The 21,987-nt window shown below is 47.7% G+C and carries 15 protein-coding genes and 1 pseudogene; 8 read left to right on the forward strand and 8 right to left on the reverse strand.

Features of this window, described 5'->3' with window-relative positions; all coding sequences use genetic code 11:
• Positions 1 to 6 precede the first annotated feature (6 nt).
• A complete protein-coding gene (fruA, locus tag P2G85_RS14260) occupies positions 7 to 1,746 on the forward strand; it encodes a PTS fructose transporter subunit IIBC (RefSeq protein WP_275864746.1) in 1,740 nt (579 codons plus the stop codon).
• A gap of 227 nt (positions 1,747 to 1,973) precedes the next feature.
• On the opposite strand, the gene P2G85_RS14265 is transcribed toward fruA, so the two are convergent.
• Genes P2G85_RS14265 through P2G85_RS14275 form a run of 3 tightly spaced genes read right to left on the reverse strand, consistent with a single transcriptional unit; the run spans position 1,974 to position 7,161 of the window.
• On the reverse strand, positions 1,974 to 5,027 hold the full coding sequence (locus P2G85_RS14265; protein ID WP_275864747.1) for an efflux RND transporter permease subunit: 3,054 nt from the start codon (positions 5,025 to 5,027) through the stop codon (positions 1,974 to 1,976).
• Positions 5,027 to 6,088, reverse strand: coding sequence for an efflux RND transporter periplasmic adaptor subunit (locus tag P2G85_RS14270; RefSeq protein ID WP_275864748.1), 1,062 nt, complete (start codon positions 6,086 to 6,088; stop codon positions 5,027 to 5,029). Before P2G85_RS14270 ends, P2G85_RS14265 begins: the two co-directional genes overlap by 1 nt.
• On the reverse strand, positions 6,088 to 7,161 hold the full coding sequence (locus P2G85_RS14275; protein ID WP_275864749.1) for an efflux RND transporter periplasmic adaptor subunit: 1,074 nt from the start codon (positions 7,159 to 7,161) through the stop codon (positions 6,088 to 6,090). The genes P2G85_RS14270 and P2G85_RS14275 overlap by 1 nt, the downstream gene beginning before the upstream one ends.
• A gap of 164 nt (positions 7,162 to 7,325) precedes the next feature.
• Here P2G85_RS14275 and P2G85_RS14280 point away from each other — a divergent pair, with 164 nt between their 5' ends.
• Complete coding sequence (locus tag P2G85_RS14280; protein ID WP_275864750.1) at positions 7,326 to 8,060, forward strand: TetR/AcrR family transcriptional regulator; 735 nt, start codon at positions 7,326 to 7,328, stop codon at positions 8,058 to 8,060.
• A gap of 63 nt (positions 8,061 to 8,123) precedes the next feature.
• Here the strand turns inward: P2G85_RS14280 and gcvT are convergent, their stop codons facing one another.
• Positions 8,124 to 9,242 carry a glycine cleavage system aminomethyltransferase GcvT gene (gcvT, locus tag P2G85_RS14285; protein ID WP_275864751.1) on the reverse strand — a complete coding sequence of 373 codons (1,119 nt, stop codon included), beginning with the start codon at positions 9,240 to 9,242 and terminating at the stop codon, positions 8,124 to 8,126.
• Between the two features lie 261 nt (positions 9,243 to 9,503).
• Complete coding sequence (locus P2G85_RS14290) at positions 9,504 to 10,127, reverse strand: XRE family transcriptional regulator (RefSeq protein ID WP_275864752.1); 624 nt, start codon at positions 10,125 to 10,127, stop codon at positions 9,504 to 9,506.
• A gap of 380 nt (positions 10,128 to 10,507) precedes the next feature.
• On the opposite strand from P2G85_RS14290, the gene P2G85_RS14295 reads away from it, so the two are divergent.
• The 3 genes from P2G85_RS14295 to gcvP all read left to right on the forward strand — a co-directional run bounded on the left by P2G85_RS14295 (position 10,508) and on the right by gcvP (position 15,240).
• Entirely contained in the window at positions 10,508 to 11,803 is a 1,296-nt protein-coding gene (locus P2G85_RS14295; RefSeq protein ID WP_275864753.1) for a serine hydroxymethyltransferase, read from the forward strand.
• Positions 11,804 to 11,854: 51 nt separating this feature from the next.
• A complete protein-coding gene (gcvH, locus tag P2G85_RS14300) occupies positions 11,855 to 12,235 on the forward strand; it encodes a glycine cleavage system protein GcvH (RefSeq protein ID WP_275864754.1) in 381 nt (126 codons plus the stop codon).
• A 122-nt stretch (positions 12,236 to 12,357) separates the two neighbouring features.
• Positions 12,358 to 15,240, forward strand: coding sequence for an aminomethyl-transferring glycine dehydrogenase (gene gcvP / locus P2G85_RS14305; RefSeq protein WP_275864755.1), 2,883 nt, complete (start codon positions 12,358 to 12,360; stop codon positions 15,238 to 15,240).
• A gap of 232 nt (positions 15,241 to 15,472) precedes the next feature.
• Here gcvP and P2G85_RS14310 read toward each other — a convergent pair whose 3' ends face one another.
• Genes P2G85_RS14310 through P2G85_RS14320 form a run of 3 tightly spaced genes read right to left on the reverse strand, consistent with a single transcriptional unit; the run spans position 15,473 to position 18,494 of the window.
• Positions 15,473 to 17,122 (reverse strand): VWA domain-containing protein, encoded by a 1,650-nt coding sequence (locus P2G85_RS14310; protein ID WP_275864756.1) that lies wholly within the window; start codon positions 17,120 to 17,122, stop codon positions 15,473 to 15,475.
• Entirely contained in the window at positions 17,119 to 17,586 is a 468-nt protein-coding gene (locus tag P2G85_RS14315) for a hypothetical protein (RefSeq protein ID WP_275864757.1), read from the reverse strand. Before P2G85_RS14315 ends, P2G85_RS14310 begins: the two co-directional genes overlap by 4 nt.
• A 2-nt stretch (positions 17,587 to 17,588) precedes the next feature.
• Entirely contained in the window at positions 17,589 to 18,494 is a 906-nt protein-coding gene (locus P2G85_RS14320; RefSeq protein WP_275864758.1) for an AAA family ATPase, read from the reverse strand.
• Positions 18,495 to 18,629: 135 nt separating this feature from the next.
• Between P2G85_RS14320 and P2G85_RS14325 the strand changes: the two are divergent.
• The 3 genes and pseudogenes from P2G85_RS14325 to P2G85_RS14335 form a co-directional block, all read left to right on the forward strand.
• A pseudogene (locus tag P2G85_RS14325) lies at positions 18,630 to 18,846 on the forward strand (ISAs1 family transposase); the annotation flags it as partial.
• 623 nt (positions 18,847 to 19,469) lie between these two features.
• Positions 19,470 to 19,817: a hypothetical protein gene (locus P2G85_RS14330; RefSeq protein ID WP_275864759.1), complete on the forward strand. Its 348-nt coding sequence runs from the start codon at positions 19,470 to 19,472 to the stop codon at positions 19,815 to 19,817.
• 385 nt (positions 19,818 to 20,202) lie between these two features.
• A complete protein-coding gene (locus tag P2G85_RS14335) occupies positions 20,203 to 21,963 on the forward strand; it encodes an ABC transporter ATP-binding protein/permease (RefSeq protein ID WP_275864760.1) in 1,761 nt (586 codons plus the stop codon).
• Positions 21,964 to 21,987: the final 24 nt, after the last annotated feature.

The raw sequence follows: 21,987 nt of genomic DNA on the forward strand, positions 1-21,987 counted from the left end.
AATCATATGAATATCGCCATAATTACAGCCTGCCCTAGTGGTGTTGCTAACAGCATTTTAGCCGCAGGCCTGCTTGAACAGGCCGTGACTCAACTGGGCTGGAATGCAAAAATTGAATGTCAGTCCAGCGTTATCGAGCCGACACTGCTGACTGATACCGACATTGAGCAAGCCGAAACCATCGTCATCGCAGCGAACACTCCCGTTGATACTTCTCGTTTCGTCGGTAAAAAAGTTTACCAGGCAGAGATCGATGCTGTCGCCAAAGATGCAACCGCATTTCTCCGCACCGCAGTAGAAAGCGCAACGGTGCTAGAGCAAGCCACTACTGTTGCGGCGTCTCAACCGGCAGAAAGCGCAACTGCAAGCAAAAAGATTGTTGCTATTACTGCCTGCCCGACGGGTGTAGCTCACACCTTTATGGCCGCTGAAGCGCTTGAAGAAGAAGGCAAACGTCGCGGTCACCAGATCAAAGTTGAAACCCGTGGCTCGGTTGGCGCCAAAAACCAACTGACGGAGCAAGAAATCGCTGAAGCGGATCTGGTGATCATCGCAGCTGACATCGAAGTGCCACTTGAGCGTTTCAACGGCAAAAAAATGTATCGCACCAAAACCGGCCCTGCGCTGAAAAAGACCTCTGAGGAGATGGATAACGCCTTTGCCCAGGCAAGCGAATATCATCATTCAGGCTCAGCGAACGCGTCATCAGCGACGGAAGAGAAAAAAGGCGTATACAAACACTTAATGACCGGTGTTTCACATATGCTGCCGGTCGTGGTCGCAGGTGGTTTGATTATTGCCCTGTCATTTGTATTTGGTATCGAAGCGTTTAAAGAAGAAGGTACGTTGGCCGCCGCGCTGATGAGCATCGGTGGCGGCTCTGCCTTTGCACTGATGATCCCGGTACTGGCCGGTTACATCGCTTTCTCGATCGCAGACCGTCCGGGGCTGGCGCCCGGCCTGGTGGGTGGTATGCTCGCCAGCTCAACCGGTGCTGGCTTCCTTGGCGGTATCGCTGCCGGCTTCATCGCAGGCTACGCAGCTAAGTTCATCGCCGAAAAAGTCTCCCTGCCGCAATCAATGGAAGCACTGAAACCAATTCTGATCATTCCGTTTGTGGCAACCCTGTTCACAGGCCTGGTGATGATTTATATCGTCGGTGGCCCGGTATCCGGCATCATGAACGCTCTGACCGACTTCCTTAACAATATGGGTTCTGACAGTGCAGTTATGCTGGGTATCCTGCTGGGCGCGATGATGTGTTTCGACCTTGGTGGTCCGGTTAACAAAGCGGCATACGCCTTTGGTGTCGGCCTGCTGGCTTCACAAACATACGCACCGATGGCAGCGATTATGGCGGCGGGTATGGTTCCTGCTCTGGGGATGGGCCTGGCCACATTCATCGCAAAAAACAAGTTTGAGCAAAGCGAACGTGAAGCAGGTAAAGCTTCATTCGTTCTCGGCCTGTGCTTCATTTCCGAAGGAGCTATCCCGTTTGCAGCGAAAGATCCAATGCGTGTTATCCCGGCTTGTATGGCAGGTGGCGCACTGACTGGTGCACTTTCAATGCTATTTGGTGCAACACTGATGGCACCTCACGGAGGCCTGTTTGTATTGCTTATCCCGAACGCTATCTCACCAGTACTGATGTATCTGGTGGCTATCGCAGCTGGTACAGCAGTAACTGGTTTCGGTTACGCATTCCTGAAGAGCAAAGCAGAAGTCAAAGACACCGCGACAGCGTAATGGTTATACAGTAATACTCACCTTAAACAACGCCACCCTCGATTTGGCATGTTACACCTCCCTTTCCCCGTGAAGGGAGGTTTTTTTTTGCTTCAGCATGTCATAAGTTTAAGTGGCATTACCGTGGCTGGCTCCAGACATAAAAAAGGCCCTGAGGAAATCCCCCAGGGCCAGGCAGGAAGTCTAGTGACTAGCTAGACGAGTCCCTTGCAGTGGTCGGTTTAACCTTAAACAGTCTTAACCTTAAACAGTATTGCAAACATCACCGGCACTACAATCAGTGTCAATACAGTCGCAAAACCAAGACCTGCCATAATCGTTATCGCCATGGAACCGAAGAATGCATCAAACATCAGCGGAATCATGCCTAAAATGGTAGTTAACGCTGCCATGCTCACCGGCCTTACCCGGCTGATAGCGCTGTCAACAATAGCCGCATACGGCTCCTTACCCGATTCAAGCTCAATGTTAATTTGGTCGAGCAGAACGATACCATTTTTCAAAATCATGCCACTCAGGCTCAGTAACCCAAGGAAGGCGGTGAAACTAAACGGCATATTGGTACCCAACAAACCGAAAGCCACACCAACGATAGCCAGTGGTACCGTAAACCAAATCACCAATGGCTTCTTCAGCGAGTTAAACAGCAGCATAGTGATGATAAACATCAACAAATAACCCATTGGCAGCGAGCCAAATAAGCTGTCCTGTGCATCTTTTGATGACTCATATTCCCCGCCCCAGGTAATTTCATAGCCTTCAGGAAGGTGCAATGCCATCACTTTAGGTTGGATACGGGCATACAAGCTCGCCGCAGTGTCATCACTCAGAACATCATGGTCGGCCAGAACGGTTAACGTACGCTTGCGATCGCGGCGCAGGATAAGCGGATCACTCCAGGCCAGCTCGACCCCGTCGAGCACCTGTTCAGCCGGAATATACGACTGCAGTGACGGGCTCCATATTTTCACGTTCTGCAGCGATTCAAAATCAACCCGCTCGGACTCTGGCAAACGCGCAACGATTGGCAGAATGTGGGTACCATCGCGTAATACACCTAAGGTGTTACCACCAAACGCCATTTGCAACGTATTGGACAGATCTTGCTTCGAAATCCCTAAACGGCGAGCCTTTGACTCATTAAATACCGGTACCAGCTCCTTGCTGCGTTCACGCCAGTCGTGGCGAATATTACGTGCTCCCGGATCGGTATACAGAATGTCTTCCACCTGACCGGCAATAGTACGCAGCACATCAGGATCCGGACCGGTAATACGCGCTTCAATTTTTGATGCCGGTGAAGGGCCGAACTCAATCAGTTTTAACTGGAATGTCGGTTGGTTAAACTCTTTGGCTAAGCTGTCATCCAGCTTGTGGAGCAGTTCAAACATCTTCTCCCGATCGGTTGTGCGCACCTGAAACTGAGCATAAGCTTCGTAGCTTTTTTCAGGTTGGTAGGTCAGAGCAAAACGCTGCATACCCTGGCCAATCGAGGTAGAGACAAAGTCAATATCATCGTGCGAACGAATGAACTGATCCACTTCCTCTGCTTTTTTAATGGTCTGTCGAATGTCGGTCCCTTCCGGCATCCACATATCGACATAGAACATCGGCGTGTTGGACGGTGGGAAAAACTGCTGCTTTACATTACCAAATGAGACGACCGCTCCAGCCAGTAACGCCACCATTCCGATCACAGTCAGCCAGCGAAAACGCAGCGAAAATTTAAGTAACGAACCAAAAACAACGAACAGTATACCTTTGTATGGGTCAACCTCCTCCGAGCTCGCTTGCGGGTCTTCCTCTTTTAGCAACAAGTCGGCAAGTAACGGAGTGATGGTTAATGCGGTAACCCAGCTCAAAAACAGCGAGTAGCACAATACCCAGAACAGTGAGCCCATAAATTCGCCGGAGGCATCTTCAGACAAGCCGATAGGCGCGAAAGCAGTAATGGCGATGATCGTCGCGCCCAGCAACGGCCACTGAGTTTGCTTAACAATATCAACCGATGCCTGCAGCTTGGTGCGCCCTTTCTTCAGACCAACTAATATCCCTTCTACCACCACGATGGCGTTATCGACCAGCATACCCAGCGCGATGATCAACGCACCAAGAGAAATCCGGTGTAACTCAATGTTGTTGTACTTCATCAGGATGAAGGTACCGAACATCGTTAACAGAAGCACCAGACCAATGATCACGCCGCTTCGCAGGCCCATCGCAAATAGCAGCACCACAATAACAATGCCAACGGCCTGTGCAAGGCTGACAACAAAGTCCTGAACAGATTTGTCCACTTCTGCCGACTGGTTATAGAAGTAGTTCAGTTCGATACCCGCCGGTTTGATCGATTCCAGCGATGCCAGTTCTGCCTGCAAACGTTGGCCGACTTCAACCACGTTTACACCAGAAGCAAATGACACCCCGATATTAATTGATTTTTGCCCGTTAAAGGTGGTGACATTCTGCGGTTTTTCCTGAATTCCACGCGAGATGGTCGCCACATCTTTCAAGCGAATCAGGTTACCGGTATCACGGCCATGAATAATCAGATTTTCCAGTGACTCCACGCTGTTTAGCGTGCCACTAGGACGAATTGTCAAGTTCTCGCCATTGACCATCACTTCACCGGAAGAAACGACATTATTCTGCTGATTCAGTAATCCGGCCAGAGCGTTAATGTCCAGATTCAGCGCCGCAAGACGATCCAGTGAAATTTCCACAAACAACATTTCTGTCTGATCACCGGAAATATCGACTTTCCCGACCCCGTCGACCAGTTCAATTTCACGGCGAAGTTGATCGGCGTAGCGCTTCAGCTCAATGTAGTCATAATCATCCCCGGTCAGAACCAGCATGATGCCGTATACATCACCAAAATCATCAATAATGCTGAGCGACTGCACTCCCTGAGGCAAACGAGGCTGCAGATCATTAATCTTGCGTCGCATCTCATCCCAGATTTGCGGTAACTCGTCCGGGCCGTAATCCATCTTCATGCTCACGGTAATTTGCGACATTCCGTCAGAAGAGATCGAGGTAATGTTATCAATATACGGTAGTTTGCGGATCTCCTTTTCCAGCGGATAGGTCAGCTCTTCTTCCACCTCCTTAGCGGTCGCGCCCGGATAGGTTGAAAGAATCATCGCATCTTTAATGGTAAAGGCTGGATCCTCAAGCCGTCCCAGCTCTAGAAAAGACGTTACCCCACCCACGGCAAGAATAACGATGAACAGCCAGCTGATGACCTTGTTCTTAATCGAATATTCAGCAATGTTCATTATTGTTTGTGCTCCGCTACATCCACTTTTTTACCTTCACGTAATTTTCGCAGGTTTGAATTCACCAATACATCCCCCTCAGCAATGCCGGAATTAATAATTGCCCCGGTACCATTAACCTGGTCGATAGCCACCGCCACCTTAGAAACCCGCTCGTCATTCACCTTCCAGACAAAAAACTCACCGGCCAGATCCCCCGCCTGAAGCGCGGTCATCGGCACCTGGTAACCATCAATAGCAGCGATGCCAGCTTCGAGCATATCGACTGTCACGCTCACGCTGGTGCCGGGCAGGATTTTTTCTTCCGGCTGTGGCATGGTCAGATACATCTCATAGGTCTGACTCCGGGCGTCTGGTTCACTGGTATGCTCGAGGTAATTCAGTGCAAAAACACGCTCAACACCGGAAAATCTCGCCTTGGGTTGGTAGCTCATGCTTTGCGAATTCGGGTTGACCATGGCCAGTACGTTGTCGGATAACTGGATGCGCACATACACTTTGTCGTTCTCATACAAATTCAGAACCGGCTCGCCCACGGCGATGCGCTCAAACCGCTCTTTGAACACATCCGACACCGTCCCGGAGAAAGGCGCATATAAGCGGGTATAACTCACCTGGTTCTTCGCGTTATAGAAGTTAGCTTCCGCCAGTTGTCGGTTGGCCGTTAACTCATCCAGTTCCGCCTTTGAAATCATCTCGCGGGTATGTAACTCTTCTCCGCGCTTTAACTGGCGAATCGCCAGAGTGTATTGCGCTTCGGCATCATTCAGAGCCTGTTTTTCCTTGCTGTCGTCTAACTTAGCAATCATCTGGCCTTGTTTGATCTCATCCCCGGCCTTGACCAGGACGTGCTGGATTTCACCGGCACGGCGAAACGCGATCGGGGTTTGTTCGGCAGGCACAACCTGACCAATGAAAGTACGGTACTGGCTTTTTACCGGTACATCGACAGAGAATGTCGAAACATACAAATGCGGCTCGGTCTGGCTCTGTTGCTCCTGCTGACACCCGGTCAGCAATGACAATGTAATTGCCGAAACAGTAAACAGTGATCGTTTCATCAGATGCCTCCTTCACGGACCCAAGCTTTAACCACTTGGCCCTCAACCAGGCTTTCGACACCAGCGACCACGACATAATCATCGTTTTCCAGCCCTTCAACCACACCGCCACTGGCATTAAGTGACAATGTCACTCGATTTACCTGATTGGTATTATGGTCCATCACCCAAACTTGTCCCAGCTCGGTATTTCGCTCAACCCAAGCTGAATTAGGTAAGGTTGGATACTGCATAACATCATGCTTGGCGATATGAACCTGACCTGTCATGCCTGTCAGTAAGTTACGATTTTCCGGGCGGGTTATGGTCACGATAGCTTCATAGCTATTGGTATCAACATTAGGCTGAGTCGAGATCTCTTTAAACGTGCCGGGAATCTGGGTTGCAGGATCGCTGTCCATCGTTACCCACATCGGTGCTCCTTGCAGCGTTGTCAGCGACACTTTTTCTGCGTAAGGCACGGGGATGGTGAACGACACATCTAAACGTGTATTATCAATCAGATTGAGTATTTCCTGTTTGGCCGCCACCACCTGATGCGGGTTCACATAGGTATAAGACACCACCCCATCAAACGGGGCATGAATCTTGGTATAGCTTAAGTCGGTTTTAGCCTGCTCAAAATTGGCTCGCGCCGCTTTATATTGGGTTTCGCGCTGATCGTAGCTGTCGGTACTGATCAGTTTTTTCTCATACAGATTTTTCGCCCGCTGCCACTGAGTTTTTGCCAGGTTGTACCTGGCTTCGGCTGCATCCAGCGCCAATTGCAAATCTTTCGGATCAAGCGTCGCCAGGACATCACCCTGCTTCACTTCTTCACCCATTCTCACCATCAAGTTTTCTATTTCCCCTCCAACCTGAAACGAGAGCTGGGCTCGTTTCGTCGCATCAATACGTGCCAAAAAGGCATCGGAGTCTGCAACCGTGAGATCTTTTACCGCAAGTAACTTGACCGGTTTAATCAAAGGTTCAGATGGTTCTGATATGGCTTTATTACACCCGGTCAGCGTGCCTGAAAGGCTTAATGTGACTAACACGCCAACCAGGGTGCGCTTTAAGTATTGTTTTCGCACTGGCTTTCTCCATTAACTCATATTTACTACACACTCGTGCAGTATATGAATTATTTTAAGCAGATCAATATATTTTCCATATGGATAGTAAAATAATTAGTCAAAGCGGCGGGTTTCTGGTAAAAAGACGGGTGTTGTGCAGTGAATGAGAGAAATGTCAAGAGATGAGCGAGAGAAAGCAAGGGCGTCGTAGTGCAGAAGCTGCGGAGCAAACTAAATGCCTGATTTTAAAAGTCGCGGCTGAAATGTTTTGTGAACTTGGCTATGAACGAGTCTCTTTGCGTAACATCAGCGAAAAGGCCGGCGTTTCTCACAGCCTGATTCGCCATCATTTCGGCAGTAAAGAAAAAATCTGGCAAGCAGTAAGTGACGCCATGGATGAGTACCTGCAAAGCTACATGGCAGAACTTATCAATGAAATGCCACAAGACACGCCTTCCAACCAAAAAATTTACTTGTTTATGGTGCGTATGCTGGCATTTGTAATGATCCATCCCCAACCCTTACAGATGATTGCTGATGCAATTCGCCAGGCAGATAATGGCCTGCTGGAGTACTTCCTGAGGTCAAAAGACGAGTTCGCCGAGATTTTTACGGTTCTTTTTTCCAACTACAACATCGACTTCCCGGAGTCACCAATCAATCAATGGGAATCCAAATGGCAGATGCTGGTTTTCGCCCATGGCGCCATCAGCCTGACGCCGATGATGCAAGAGACCTGGCCAGATGCCGCCGATAACCGCGATAAGTTGCTGCTAAACCACTGGGAACTGTTCAACACCATCATGGCAAACCAGTTTGGCATTAGCAAAGAAGCAATGATCCACCCTGCCAAGCTGAACGACATTGTCATAGAGATGTGTTGTCCGATTGAAGAAATAAGCGAAGGACAAGCTTAATTATATCTAATTAAAAATGCCGGGCATAACGCCCGGCATTGTTATATTTGACTCCACCCCTGATTAGCCACGGTAGTAGCGCTGCGGGACAAATGGCATTTTCTCTACCGTCATAGGCAGCATTTTACCGCGTACTTCAGCGAACAGCTCAGTTCCGATCGCGGCCAGATCCGCACGGACATAACCCATCGATACTGGCTTACCGGCGTTCGGTCCTGCGGTACCACTGGTTACCACGCCAATTTTATTACCGTCTGCATCAAACAGTTCCGCCCCTTCACGAACCGGTGCTTTCGTTTGACCAACCAGACCAACACGCTTACGCGCCACGTCTTTGGTTTCGATTTGCTTAAGAATGATGTCTGCGCCCGGGAAACCGCCAGCACGCTCACCATCTGCGCGGCGTACTTTTTGGATACCCCATAGCAGGCTCGCTTCTACCGGCGTTGTTGTTGTATCCAGATCATGACCGTATAAACACAGGCCACACTCCAGTCGCAGTGAGTCTCGCGCACCAAGACCGATCCACTCGACTTCCTCTTCCCCCGTCAGCTTACGCGCCAGATCCGCGGCTTTGTCTGCAGGAACCGAAATCTCGTAGCCATCTTCACCGGTGTAGCCACTACGGGAAACAATACACTCAACGCCGAGCAATTCTACTTTGCGTACATCCATGAACAGCATTTCTGCGACTTCCGGAGCAAAGCGCGCTAACACTTCTGCCGCTTTTGGCCCCTGAATCGCCAGCAGTGCGCGGTTATCAATGATTTCCAGCTCAACACCCGAAGGAAGGTGCGCTTGCAGGTGGCCGATATCTTGCTCTTTGCATGCCGCGTTAACCACCACAAACAGATGATCACCCAGGTTAGCCACCATCAGGTCATCCATGATCCCGCCCTGTTCATTAGTAAAGAACGCGTAACGCTGCTTGCCTTCACCCAAATCAACGATATCAACAGGAACCAGTGTTTCCAGGAATGCCGCGGCACCTTCACCGATCAAACGAAGTTGCCCCATATGGGAAACATCAAACAGGCCAGCCGCCTCACGGGTATGTAAGTGTTCTTTTTTTACGCCGAGTGGATATTGTACTGGCATGTCGTAACCCGCAAACGGCACCATTTTTGCGCCAACTTCGATGTGAAGAGCATGCAGTGGGGTTTTCAGAAGTTCTTGAGTCATTGTCGTCTCCATTTAGATAGACCCGAGAATGCTGTCGGCATTCGGATGTGTTTCCAATAATAAACATGGCTGAACTGAATTTGCACGAACTAGCCCATTGCCAGCATTCAAAAATGTGACTTTTAACATTTCAATCACATTAAAAGCCAAAAAAATAGCGCTCTGTTGCTTCAATTATCATCAACAGCGCGCCATTTCAGCATATTTATCATTCAGAGCAATCGATTGCCTTCACTATAGGAAATTTACATTTCCTTAGCACTATTTTGCCGTCACCCACAAAATGCGGGCGTCTTGTTCACTGACACTGACCAGCATATGTCCCATATTGGCATCGTAATAAACACTGTCCCCCTGCTCCAGAACGACAGGCTCATAAAACTCCGAGTAAAACATCACCGAGCCAGACAGAATCAACAGAAACTCTTCCCCGTCGTGACGTACCCAGTCTTTGTATTCGTCAAAGCTACGCGCACGAATCTGGCTTTTAAACGGCATCATTTTCTTATTGGAAAGTTGGGTCGCCAGTAACTCGTGCTCATAAGTCTGGGTAGGGTGCGGTTTACCCTCGCCATTTTTGGTAATATCCCTGCGCCCGGTAGCTACCTTTTTTCTTGGTGGTTCAAATAGTTGTGGCATTTCAATTTGCAAACCCACCGCCAGTTTCTGCATAGCCTGAAACGTCGGGGATATTTGTTCGTTCTCGATTTTACTCAGGGTCGAACGGGCAAGGCCGGTGCGCTGGCTTGCCTCTTCAAGGGTAATGCCTAATTTGGAGCGGATATCTTTGATTCGCTGACCCAGTTTTAACGGCTCGATATTCTGATCATGCTGCTCTTTTGCCAGCGTCATTGATGGATATTCATCATAGATATTTTCTGACATAAATCCCTCTTCCTGTATCCACTATTCCTTTCTCTTTGCATTGTGCATGAAGCGTATAATGGATAAAAGTCCACCAGGTAAATTAAAGCGTGTTCTTGTTAACAAAATCAGAAATCTTGTTTCCTATAGGAAATTTTTGGTTGATTGTTCCTTACGCAAGGGTTATGTTACCAACTTGTTAGATGTAGAGGTGCCCATTTCCGTGAGAGATTGGACAACAGAACGCACAATCCCACGGAGTTTTTGCCCACTATTTAGGGCTGAGAGTTCACTCTGTACTGCTATGCAGTTCAGCTGTTTTGAGGACAAATGAACCAACATCGCAATCAAATAATTATTTCTACTGCGGGTTCATTTTCAGATTTGGAAGGTCAGCTACCATGAACAAGAGTTACCCTAACCACAGCTTGGAAAACTTTTTCTCTACCAATCTCTCTGCGACAGATGACGCTGTCTTCGCCGGAATTCAGGCGGAATCCGCTCGACAAAACGAACAAATCGAACTTATCGCTTCTGAGAACATTGTCTCTAAAGCGGTAATGCAAGCTCAGGGCACATGCCTGACAAACAAGTACGCTGAAGGTTATCCAGGTCGCCGTTATTATGGTGGTTGTGAGCATGTCGATACCGTTGAAGCCATTGCTATCGAACGCGCGAAGAAACTTTTCAACTGTGAATACGCAAACGTTCAACCGCACTCAGGCGCACAAGCAAACGGTGCGGTGAAGCTGGCACTGCTTCAACCGGGCGACACCATTCTTGGTATGTCACTCGATGCGGGCGGCCACCTGACTCACGGCGCACGCCCGGCCCTGTCTGGAAAATGGTTTAATGCCGTGCAATACGGCGTCGACCGCGAAACACTGGAAATCAACTACGAAGACGTACGCCAACTGGCACTTGAGCACCAACCTAAAATGATCATCGCTGGCGGCAGTGCGATTCCACGTACCATCGACTTCGCCAAATTCCGAGAAATCGCCGACGAAGTCAACGCGATTCTGATGGTTGATATGGCACACATCGCCGGCCTTATCGCAACCGGTGCACACCCTAGCCCACTGCCACATGCACACGTTGTGACGACCACAACCCACAAAACATTGCGTGGCCCACGCGGCGGGATGATCCTCACCAACCACGAAGACATTATCAAGAAAATCAACTCTGCAGTATTCCCGGGCCTGCAAGGTGGCCCTCTGATGCATGTTATCGCAGCCAAAGCCGTCGCCTTTGGTGAAGCACTTGGACCTGAGTTCAGAACTTATATTGATTCGGTGATCAACAACGCAAAAGTGCTGGCGGAAGTATTGCAAACTCGAGGTTGCGACATCGTAACCGGAGGAACCGACACACACCTGATGCTGGTTGACCTTCGCCCTAAAGGCTTGAAAGGTAACAAAGCAGAAGAGGCATTAGAGCGTGCCGGGATCACATGTAACAAAAATGGCATCCCATTCGATACAGAGAAGCCTATGATTACATCGGGCATCCGTTTAGGAACGCCTGCGGGTACCAGCCGCGGCTTTGGCGCTGAAGAATTTACACTCATTGGTAATTGGATTGGTGACGTACTGGACGGTTTGGTCAACAACCCGGAAGGTGACGCAGCCGTTGAACAACGGGTACGCAAACAAGTCAAAGATCTTTGCAGTCGCTTCCCTCTTTACCAGTAAAAGATTTTTTAAATCAGAATAAATCCTGACAAGTTATTTGGAGATTAAGCAATGGACAAAACACTGAAGTTTACAGATAGCCACGAGTGGGTACGTGACAACGGTGACGGCACAGTAACTATCGGTATTTCAGAACACGCTCAAGAAATGTTGGGTGATGTTGTATTCGTTGACCTGCCTGAGGTCGAAAGTGAAGTCGAAGCTGGCGAGAACTTCTCCCTGGTTGAATCTGTAAAAGCGGCCTCAGACATCTACTCACCGGTCAGTGGTGAAATAGTAGAAATCAACGAAGACCTGGAAGAAAGCCCGGAGCTAATCAACGAAGAGCCATACGAAGGTGGTTGGATTGTGAAAGTGAAACTTTCAGACCCATCTGAGTTGGACGAACTAAAAGACGCAGATGAATACCTGAACTCTATCGAAGAAGAGTAATCAGGAGAATACGAAAGCTGTCCGCTATACAACATGCAGAGGACAGCTTTTTTTCCAGGTTCGGACGTATAATCAAGTGAGTCATTCACAACATACCCGAGCCAAGGAGTAGGTAAAGGACAATGACTGAATTACTTCAAAGCCTCAGCACACAAAACGAGTTCGTTGCACGCCACAACGGACCGAATAAATCAGACCAACAGAAGATGTTGGACGCAATCAATGCAGTAAGTCTTGACGCACTTATCGACGAAACCGTCCCCGCGCAAATTCGCCTGGAACAACCAATGACGTTGGCTGAAGCCAAAAGCGAAGCAGATATGCTGGTTGCGATGAAACAGTTCGCTGATCTGAACCAAATCAAGCGCACCTTCATTGGTCAGGGTTACTACAACACTTTCACGCCTAACGTAATTCTGCGCAACGTACTGGAAAACCCAGGCTGGTATACCGCTTACACCCCTTACCAGCCAGAGATCTCTCAAGGCCGCCTCGAAGCGCTATTGAACTTCCAGCAAATGGTCATGGACTTAACCGGCATGGAGATCGCTAACGCCTCCCTGCTTGACGAAGCCACCGCCGCAGCTGAAGCGATGACGTTGTGTAAGCGTGCGGGTAAGAACAAGAGTAAGGTATTCTTTGTTGCTGACGACGTTCACCCACAAACGATCGCAGTAGTGAAAACCCGTGCGAAATTCATCGGCTTTGATGTTCAGGTAGGTTCACTAGAATCCCTGCCGGAGCAAGACGTCTTCGGCGCACTGGTTCAATACCCGGGTACAACCGGCGAAGTTCGTGACTTAACGGACATCATCGCCAGAGCACAGGCAAACAAAACATTAGTTACAGTAGCCACTGACCTACTGGCTTCTGCCCTGCTGAAACCAGCCGGTGAAATGGGCGCAGACGTCGTAATCGGCTCTGCACAACGTTTCGGCGTACCTATGGGATACGGCGGTCCGCATGCCGCATTTATGGCCACACGCGACAAACACAAACGTACCATGCCAGGCCGCGTGATCGGTGTTTCTATCGATTCCAACGGTAACCAGGCGCTTCGCATGGCAATGCAAACACGTGAGCAGCATATCCGCCGTGAAAAAGCGACCTCAAACATCTGTACCGCGCAAGCACTGCTTGCCAACATGGCCTCGTTCTACGCGGTTTACCACGGTGCAGAAGGCCTGCGTACCATTGCCCGCCGCACCCACCATATGACCGCCATCCTTGCAGCCGGCCTGACCAAAGGCGGCTTCGAGCTGGCCCACAACAGCTTCTTCGATACCATCACCATCAATACCGGTGCACAAACTGAAGATCTGTACGCGAAAGCACAAGCAGCCGACATCAACCTGCGCTTACTTCAGGGTAACGATCCCAAAGATAACAAACTGGGTATCAGCTGCGACGAAACTACAACCGTGGCAGACGTAGAAGCCCTGTTCGCCGTATTTGGAGTTAAAGAAGAAGTCGCAGCACTATCCACTGAAATCGCTGCAAACGAGTTTGCTGCAATTCCAGAAGCGCTGCGCCGCATTTCTGAGTACCTGACTCACCCGGTGTTTAACACCCACCACAGTGAAACGCAGATGATGCGTTACCTGAAACAGCTGGAAAATAAAGACTTTTCGCTTACCCACGGCATGATCCCACTGGGCAGCTGTACCATGAAGCTGAACGCCGCGGCAGAGATGATCCCGGTTACCTGGCCTGAGTTTGGTTCAATCCACCCATTCGCACCGGCAGAGCAAGCCGCCGGTTACGCAGCACTGGCGAAAGACCTCAAAGAGAAGCTGTGTGAAATCACCGGTTACGACGCAGTCTCGCTACAGCCAAACTCTGGTGCATCGGGTGAGTACGCCGGTCTTATCGCGATCCAGCGCTACCATGAAAGCCGTGGCGAAGGCCAGCGCAACGTCTGTTTGATCCCAAGCTCGGCGCACGGTACCAACCCTGCAACCGCGTCGATGGTGTCAATGAAAGTTGTGGTTGTTAAGTGTGATGACGAAGGCAACATCGACATCAACGATCTGGCAGCGAAAATCGAGAAACACCAGGACAACCTTTCCAGCATCATGATCACCTACCCTTCTACGCACGGCGTATACGAAGAGCAAGTGAAAGAAGTGTGCGAAATGGTTCATGCCGCGGGCGGTCAGGTTTACCTCGACGGCGCAAACATGAACGCCCAGGTTGGCCTCACTTCACCGGGCTTCATCGGGTCAGACGTTTCTCACCTGAACCTGCACAAAACCTTCTGTATCCCACACGGTGGTGGTGGTCCGGGTATGGGGCCAATCGGTGTGAAATCACACCTGGCACCTTTCCTGCCTGGCCACATTGAAAACGGTGCCGAAGGCGAAGATTTTGCCGTATCTGCCGCAGATATGGGCAGTGCATCTATTCTGCCTATCTCCTGGGCTTACATTGCAATGATGGGTGAAGCCGGCCTGACAGAGGCAACCAAAGTCGCGATCCTCAACGCCAACTATGTGATGGAACACCTGCGCCCGCACTACCCGGTGCTTTACCGTGGTACTAACGGCCGCGTAGCGCACGAGTGTATTATCGATATTCGTCCGCTGAAAGAAGAAACCGGCATCAGCGAGGAAGACATCGCCAAGCGCCTGATGGACTACGGTTTCCACGCGCCAACCATGTCGTTCCCGGTTGCAGGCACACTGATGGTTGAACCAACAGAATCGGAAAACCTCGAAGAGCTGGATCGCTTCTGTGATGCGATGATCGCCATCCGTGAAGAGATGACCAAGGTTAAGAACGGTGAATGGCCGCTGGATAACAACCCGCTGGTTAACGCGCCACACACCCAAGTTGATTTGGCTTCTGACAGCTGGGATCGCCCTTACTCACGCGAGCTAGGCTGCTTCCCTTCACCAGCAACCAAATCCTGGAAGTACTGGCCAACAGTAAACCGCGTAGATAACGTATACGGTGACCGTAACCTCGTTTGCTCATGCCCTGGCACTGAGAACTACGAAGATTAGTTTTTGTAGATGAGGATGACTAATTAAGTTGGTTAACTTCTAGTTCAATCAAAAAGCGAACCTTACAAGGTTCGCTTTTTTGCTTTTAGCGTGAATTGAAAATGAAAGACATCGGTGAAACAAAGCAAACTCTCATGCGTCGTAATTAAAACTCATCTTTGGACAATTATGAGTTACGATCCATAGAATCATTCTGACTTTTCAAATTGCTTAAAGTACTGGTGTTCTGCATTTAGATACCCACAACCCGATCACTAAAGCCATCTGTTGTTTGATGTGAATTCTCAAGTGAACCAGTACAGATAACAGTTTGAACAGAGAAATCTAGCTGTGATTTTTTCGCTACCAGTGTACGTTGAAAGCTATCACTTATATCACATTCACCATCTGTAACCATCAATACATCAGCCTTGTTAAACTTCTCTTTGCTTTCAATAATGTTGATAGCTCGCTTAAGTGGGTGTTCGAAATCTGTGCCGCCAGAAAATTCTTTGCAAATGAATGGCAGAAGACCAGTGGAAGATGTTTCGCCTAGATGAAGCTCCTTAACCTGACCACTTGAACCAAACAACAACACGTACAACTCACGCTTCTCTTTGGTGATGATCGAGTGTATTGCCAATAAGAGTGCTCGTGCTTTTAAGATCGGCTCTCCCATCATGCTACCTGAGGTGTCTAAGCAAGCGACAATTGGTCCTTTCTCTTCCTCGGAATCACTCTCTTCTTCCAAATCAATGTGATGACCAAGCATCTTATAGGTTGAAAGATTAGATTCGAGTAATTTAGCGTAGAAGAGGTGTTCGAGATCTTCATTTTCCAGCAAGGCAAGTTCGGGAGGCAACACTCGGGAAATGTCAGCACTCTTGTGTGTACCATAAACTTCGTTAGTATTAGCTCGCTTCACTTGTTTTTGTTTAGTTGTTTCAGAAATATAAGCTCGCCCTATGGTTGCTAATATCTCTTTGATTGCTTGATTGGACTCTAGTTCTTGAGCTAAAGAAGAAAAATTAATATCTTTAGCAGCTTTCAATTCGTTGTAAGTAAAACTATAACCCAACCCCTTACTTAACTCAGACGCTTCTTCCCCTGCATTTTTCAACTTGCCAAGTTGCTTCTTATATTGGTTAAGGTTCTTCAATGCAGATGCTGGTAATTTCTCATCTTCAATCTCTTTTGAGTAGTGATCTAACTCAGCTTGAGAGTGTTTAAGTGCTTGTAGAGTTTGATGGTCTAAGGGAGTGTTATTAAGTTGCTCGTATATCTGATTTAAATCACTCTCTGAGACAGAGTTCCCTTGACTCTGATCCCATAAGCGCCACTTAGTTGCACTAATATGCTTTTTGGAAGAACGCTTTAAAGCTCCGATGGTAAGTTCCCAAGTTTCTTCCATTTCAAAAAGGCTTTTGAACTTGTCCAAAAGCCTTAGATTTGAATTTTCTGGGGCTTTCTCAACACAGTTGCGACTAAATTCATGACAGTTTTTAATGAGTAGGCCATAGAATGCCTTATCACCAACTTTTGATTCCGCTTCACCAGCAACAATGGGATGACCAACTGCGCCATTAGAGTCACAAGACACGTAGATTTTACTGTGTAGCTTACTACTATCGACAAAAGTTGAAGGTGAGTCTAGTTTTACCTCGGATTCAAAAGCACCAGTTACAACTACATTGGATATTTTATCGTCACCTATATAGATACCTGAGTGCTCAACACCAGCGTAAAGGTCACTATAGACAACACTCCCTTCTACTGGTGTTACTTTTGAGCGGAAGTTATCGTCAATAAAGTATTTAGTTGCCTTTGTAGCTAACTTGACAAAGCTAAACCCTGCAAGAGCAGAAGTGACCGCTCCAGACAACATTCCAACTATCGGTATCATAACCAAATATTCGCTTTTAGTTGCTGTTCTAGTTTTGACTCTTTCTCTTTATCTACCTCTTTCTCACTCGGAGTATTGCTTTGAGCTTTCATATAGAAGCTACGCTTAGGAAGTGAAAATAGCTCAATTCTTTCATCTTGCCACTTTGTACTAGCATTATACCGCTTAATTCCTTCATTTACTTGCTCAAAAAATCGACAGCCAGCTTTTGCTTTTCCTGCTGACTTAGTTACATCAAAATCGTTTGCGACTTCATTGAGATGACCTAAAAGCCCCCTAATTTTTAACTCCTCTTTAATCCAAGAGATATGTGTTTTTGTAAGCTTTTTACAACTCACTTTAACCATATACTCATGAGTATCTTGGCCTAATAATTCGTTAATCTGCTCTTGGATCTCTCTGTTTACCTGGTCTTGATGAATTTGATTTATCGCGGTAAAAACTCCGTTGCCACCTCCAAACATGCTTATACTCTCCCGCTAAGATTCTGATTTATAATGTCATTTACTTTATTGATATTATTACTATCTGACCATAGGATAAACCTCAACAAGCTAGTATCAGATAAATCTAAAACATCTCTTCCACATGTATAAGCTGACACTTTCATTATTTTAACCGCTTTAACTAGCTTACGGTCTGAAAGTACCTCATCAGAATTTTCAGAAAATTTAGAATCATATGCTTTCTTGATATCGATGATCACTTTTTCGATGTCTTTTGGTATTTCAACTTTCTTACTTTCTACACCAATCTCCTTGATTTCATCTCTAGTGAGCTTTAACTCATCAGGTAATGAAAATGGACTCGGGTTTAGTTGCAGTAATTTTGATACATTCTTATCACTCACATGCGAGACAAATTTCTTAATCAAAAAACGATCATAAAGCGCACCAAGTTCGTCGTGACCTATTGGCAATTCATTCGATGCAGCAACCATTGAAAGTAGCGGGGTTTGCTCTTTATTCACACCATTATGATAGGTGCGTTCATTCATAATAGTAAGGAGCGAGTTGAGGATCGCTGAATTGGCTTTAAAGACTTCATCTAGAAAAACAACATCAGATGTCGGCATGTAACCCTGTGTATTACGGCTATAAACATCAGACTTCAATTTCGAAATAGAAAGCGGACCAAACACCTCTTCTGGTGTGGTGAACTTGGTCAACAAGTATTCAAAATAGGAGGCATCTTTAACAACCTCTACAAGTCGTCTTGAAATTTCACTCTTCGCTGTCCCTGGAGGACCAACAAAAAGAACGTTCTCTTGAGCTAACAGGCCTAACACGGCTAGTTTCACTTCTGTATCTCGCTCAATCAAACCTTCCGATAATGCAGCTGTCAACTTAGACAACTTATCTCTTAATTCCATACCATCAACCTTGATATAAATCCGAATGCACATGATGAGCCATAAAAACTCAATATTCTTATATCTATTATTATCACAAGTGGGAATTAAGAGGCAAAAGTTATCAAAAATCTTATATAACAAACACTTAACAAACGCTACTACATCAGATCCAAAGAGCTTAGCGCAGAGCAAGCTGCGAGAGCCGTTAGAGAGCATTGGGGCATAGAGTCAATGCATTGGGTGCTGGATGTGAGTATGAATGAATATGCTCTTAGCAGAGCCAACAAAGTTGAGTATTGTCGGCAAGCAAAAACGATGCATGATGAACACAACCATGCTAGAGGCAGTGTTAAGTGCTGGTTTTAGTCAGACGGTTAAAAAACAGGCATTCATGCGATCATCTTGGGGGCAAAGACTTGTTAGCGAATGGCTTGCACATTTATCCATGTCTCTAAATAAGTTGTCTCAATTAACCAATTTAGAGCGATAGGTAAAAATCTATCGCCGTAAGGCAGTTAACTAGCTAGCTCATTTCGGGGCAAATGTGTGTTTGCCTTGATCAGCTCTGGCATGGTGAGCTGTATGTCGCATGTTATTCAAAAAATCCAACATAAAGAGAATCTGGCACAACAGACCGGAAGTGGAAGGTTTTGTCCAATTCCGTGCATCTCAGACACCGTAGTAAGAAGTGACAGATCAACACAACAAGCTAAAGAATTGTTGTAGCGTTATGCTTCACCAACAACCACTTAAAGAGGTGACATTAAAACGAACTGGGCCACGGTGGTGGTGACCATAGACGCCGAAATATTTCCATTTCCCGAGGTGTAGCCTCGTTTGCTTACCCTATGGGCAGAAAAACCCTATTTTGCGCCTGTGTCATCTTTTTGAGCTAAGATTAAGTGAGCAAACCAGATAAGCTTATGCAATACGTAATCAAAATAACACCATCGCGATAGTTCATGTTACAAACATAGAATAAGGACATAAATTATGACGCACATACTTCCACAAGATGCTGCTGTAGATGTACTAGAGTCTGTATTTGGCATAGGCACGATAGAACCCGTGAATAACCCTCTAACTATTAAATTTTCTCCTAAATCAACCACAACAACGGGATTGGATATACAAGGTCTCTCATTTACCATCGACCCTCATGGCCACTGCGTAAAAACCGATATCCTGGCCGATTACCAGCAAAGATCTGTCGAAAGAGAAATCGACAGCTCCAACTTTGAGTTAGATCTTAAAAACAAACGGCTTATGTTTTTTAACACCCCAATCACTAACCTTGCCGATTTCAAAGCGGTTTATATTGAGCAGCTAATAAATACCTGAACTCCACACCATCACATTGACGCACACCTGCGCGACGGTGGAGGTAGTGCTTTTCACTGATACGCCGTCGCCATGTGCTGGCCCAGCTTAATGGGATATCACAACGACTAGCAATCTGTAGTGCTGTCACCGCCTCCACTGCACGTTACTGCACGGATTAGACAAAGCGAGGCAATTTTCCAGCCTTGAAGTACGATGGGCAAATGCCCTAAATAGAAAGGGGGACGAATAAGTCAAACCGTTTGATCACCTTGATTAATAAAGTTGGTGGCTATTCCGGTTCTGGATAAACAGAACTTCCCTTACTCGAAACCCGAGCGCAACTGGTTTCACCAGACAAAGTCGCTTACTATGCCAAATACCAGAACAGCTTTGTGAGCCACTCATGAGCAGTAAAAATAACAAAAACCTCAGCATCCTTCTTAAACTCAACACCTTTGTTGCACCTTATAAGTGGCGTGTTACCGCCGCCTTGGTCGCACTGGTCGCGACCGCAAGCCTGACACTGTCGGTTGGCTACGGGGTACGCATTCTCATCGACCAGGGATTTGCTCAGCAGTCGTTGCAAGAGCTGACCAGTGCGATTCAGTTTATTGTTGGTATCACTCTGTGTATTGCTGTCGGTACTTTCTTTCGCTTCTATCTGGTTTCCTCAGTCGGTGAACGCGTCAGTGCCGATATTCGCCTTGCGGTGTTTAACCATGTGATAACACTGCATCCAAGTTATTTTGAAACCAACAGCAGCGGCGATATTATGTCGCGCCTTACCACTGACACCACCTTGCTCCAGAGCATCATTGGCTCATCATTTTCCATGGCAATGCGCAGCGCCTTAATGTGCATTGGTGCCATCATTATGCTGTTCGCCACCAACTTTAAGCTAACCCTGATTGTGCTTGCTTCTGTGCCATTGGTTTTGGTGCCTATTCTGGTTTATGGGCGACGAGTGCGTGCCCTCTCCCGCCAAAGCCAGGACTCAATGGCCGATGTCGGCAGCTATGCCGGTGAAGCAATAGAACATATTAAAACCGTACAAAGCTTTAGCTCAGAGCAGCATGAAAAAGCCGCCTTTGCCGTCGAGGTAGAGAAAGCCTATGAGGTCGGCAGGCAGCGGGTGAAGCAGCGCGCGATTCTGATCTCTGGTGTCATTGTGATTGTGTTTAGCGCTATTGCCGGCATGCTCTGGGTTGGCGGCAGTGACGTCATCCACGGCAAAATGTCTGCCGGTGATCTGGCGGCGTTTGTGTTTTATGCCATTATGGTCGCATCTTCCACGGCAACCATTTCAGAAGTGCTGGGTGAGCTGCAACGAGCCGCAGGCGCAACGGAAAGACTGATTGAGATCCTGCAAGTAGAAAGCGATATCAGTGCGCCAGACCATCACCTGCCGATCAGCGAAACCATGCCTGCAGAAGTTCAGTTTGATTCGGTGAACTTCAACTACCCTTCCCGCCCCGACCAGCCTGCTATCAAAGGGTTAAACCTGACCGCAGAGCAAGGCAAGGTATTGGCGCTGGTCGGCCCATCAGGGGCGGGGAAAACAACCCTGTTCGAACTGCTGCAACGCTTTTACGATCCACAACAAGGCCAGGTTTTATTTGCAGGTGAAGATATTCGCCGGTTCGACCCGAACGATCTTCGCCACCAGATGGCACTGGTACCGCAGCAGCCAGCGTTATTCAGTCACGACGTGTTCCACAACATTCGTTACGGCAACCCGGAAGCAACTGACGAGCAAGTGATTGAAGCGGCGAAAAAAGCCCATGCACATGAATTTATTGAAAAGCTTCCTGAAGGTTATCACAGCTTTTTGGGTGAGCGCGGCGTGAGGCTATCCGGCGGTCAAAAACAGCGCATTGCGATTGCTCGTGCTATTCTTAAAGATCCGAAAATCCTGTTGCTTGATGAAGCCACCAGCGCACTAGACAGCGAAAGTGAACACCATGTTCAGCAAGCGCTTGAGGCATTGATGAAGGGTCGCACCACGCTGATCATTGCTCATCGTCTATCGACCATCCAACATGCGGATAAGATCGCAGTATTAGACGGTGGTGAACTGATCGATGTTGGTAACCACCAATCATTGATGCAAAGCTGCGATCTGTATCAGCGGCTGGTGGCGTTGCAGTTTAAGCACTTGGAGTAACTACTGGCTTAAACTCATTACAAA

Source organism: Vibrio sp. CAU 1672 (assembly GCF_029223195.1).
Classification (GTDB): Bacteria; Pseudomonadota; Gammaproteobacteria; order Enterobacterales; family Vibrionaceae; genus Vibrio.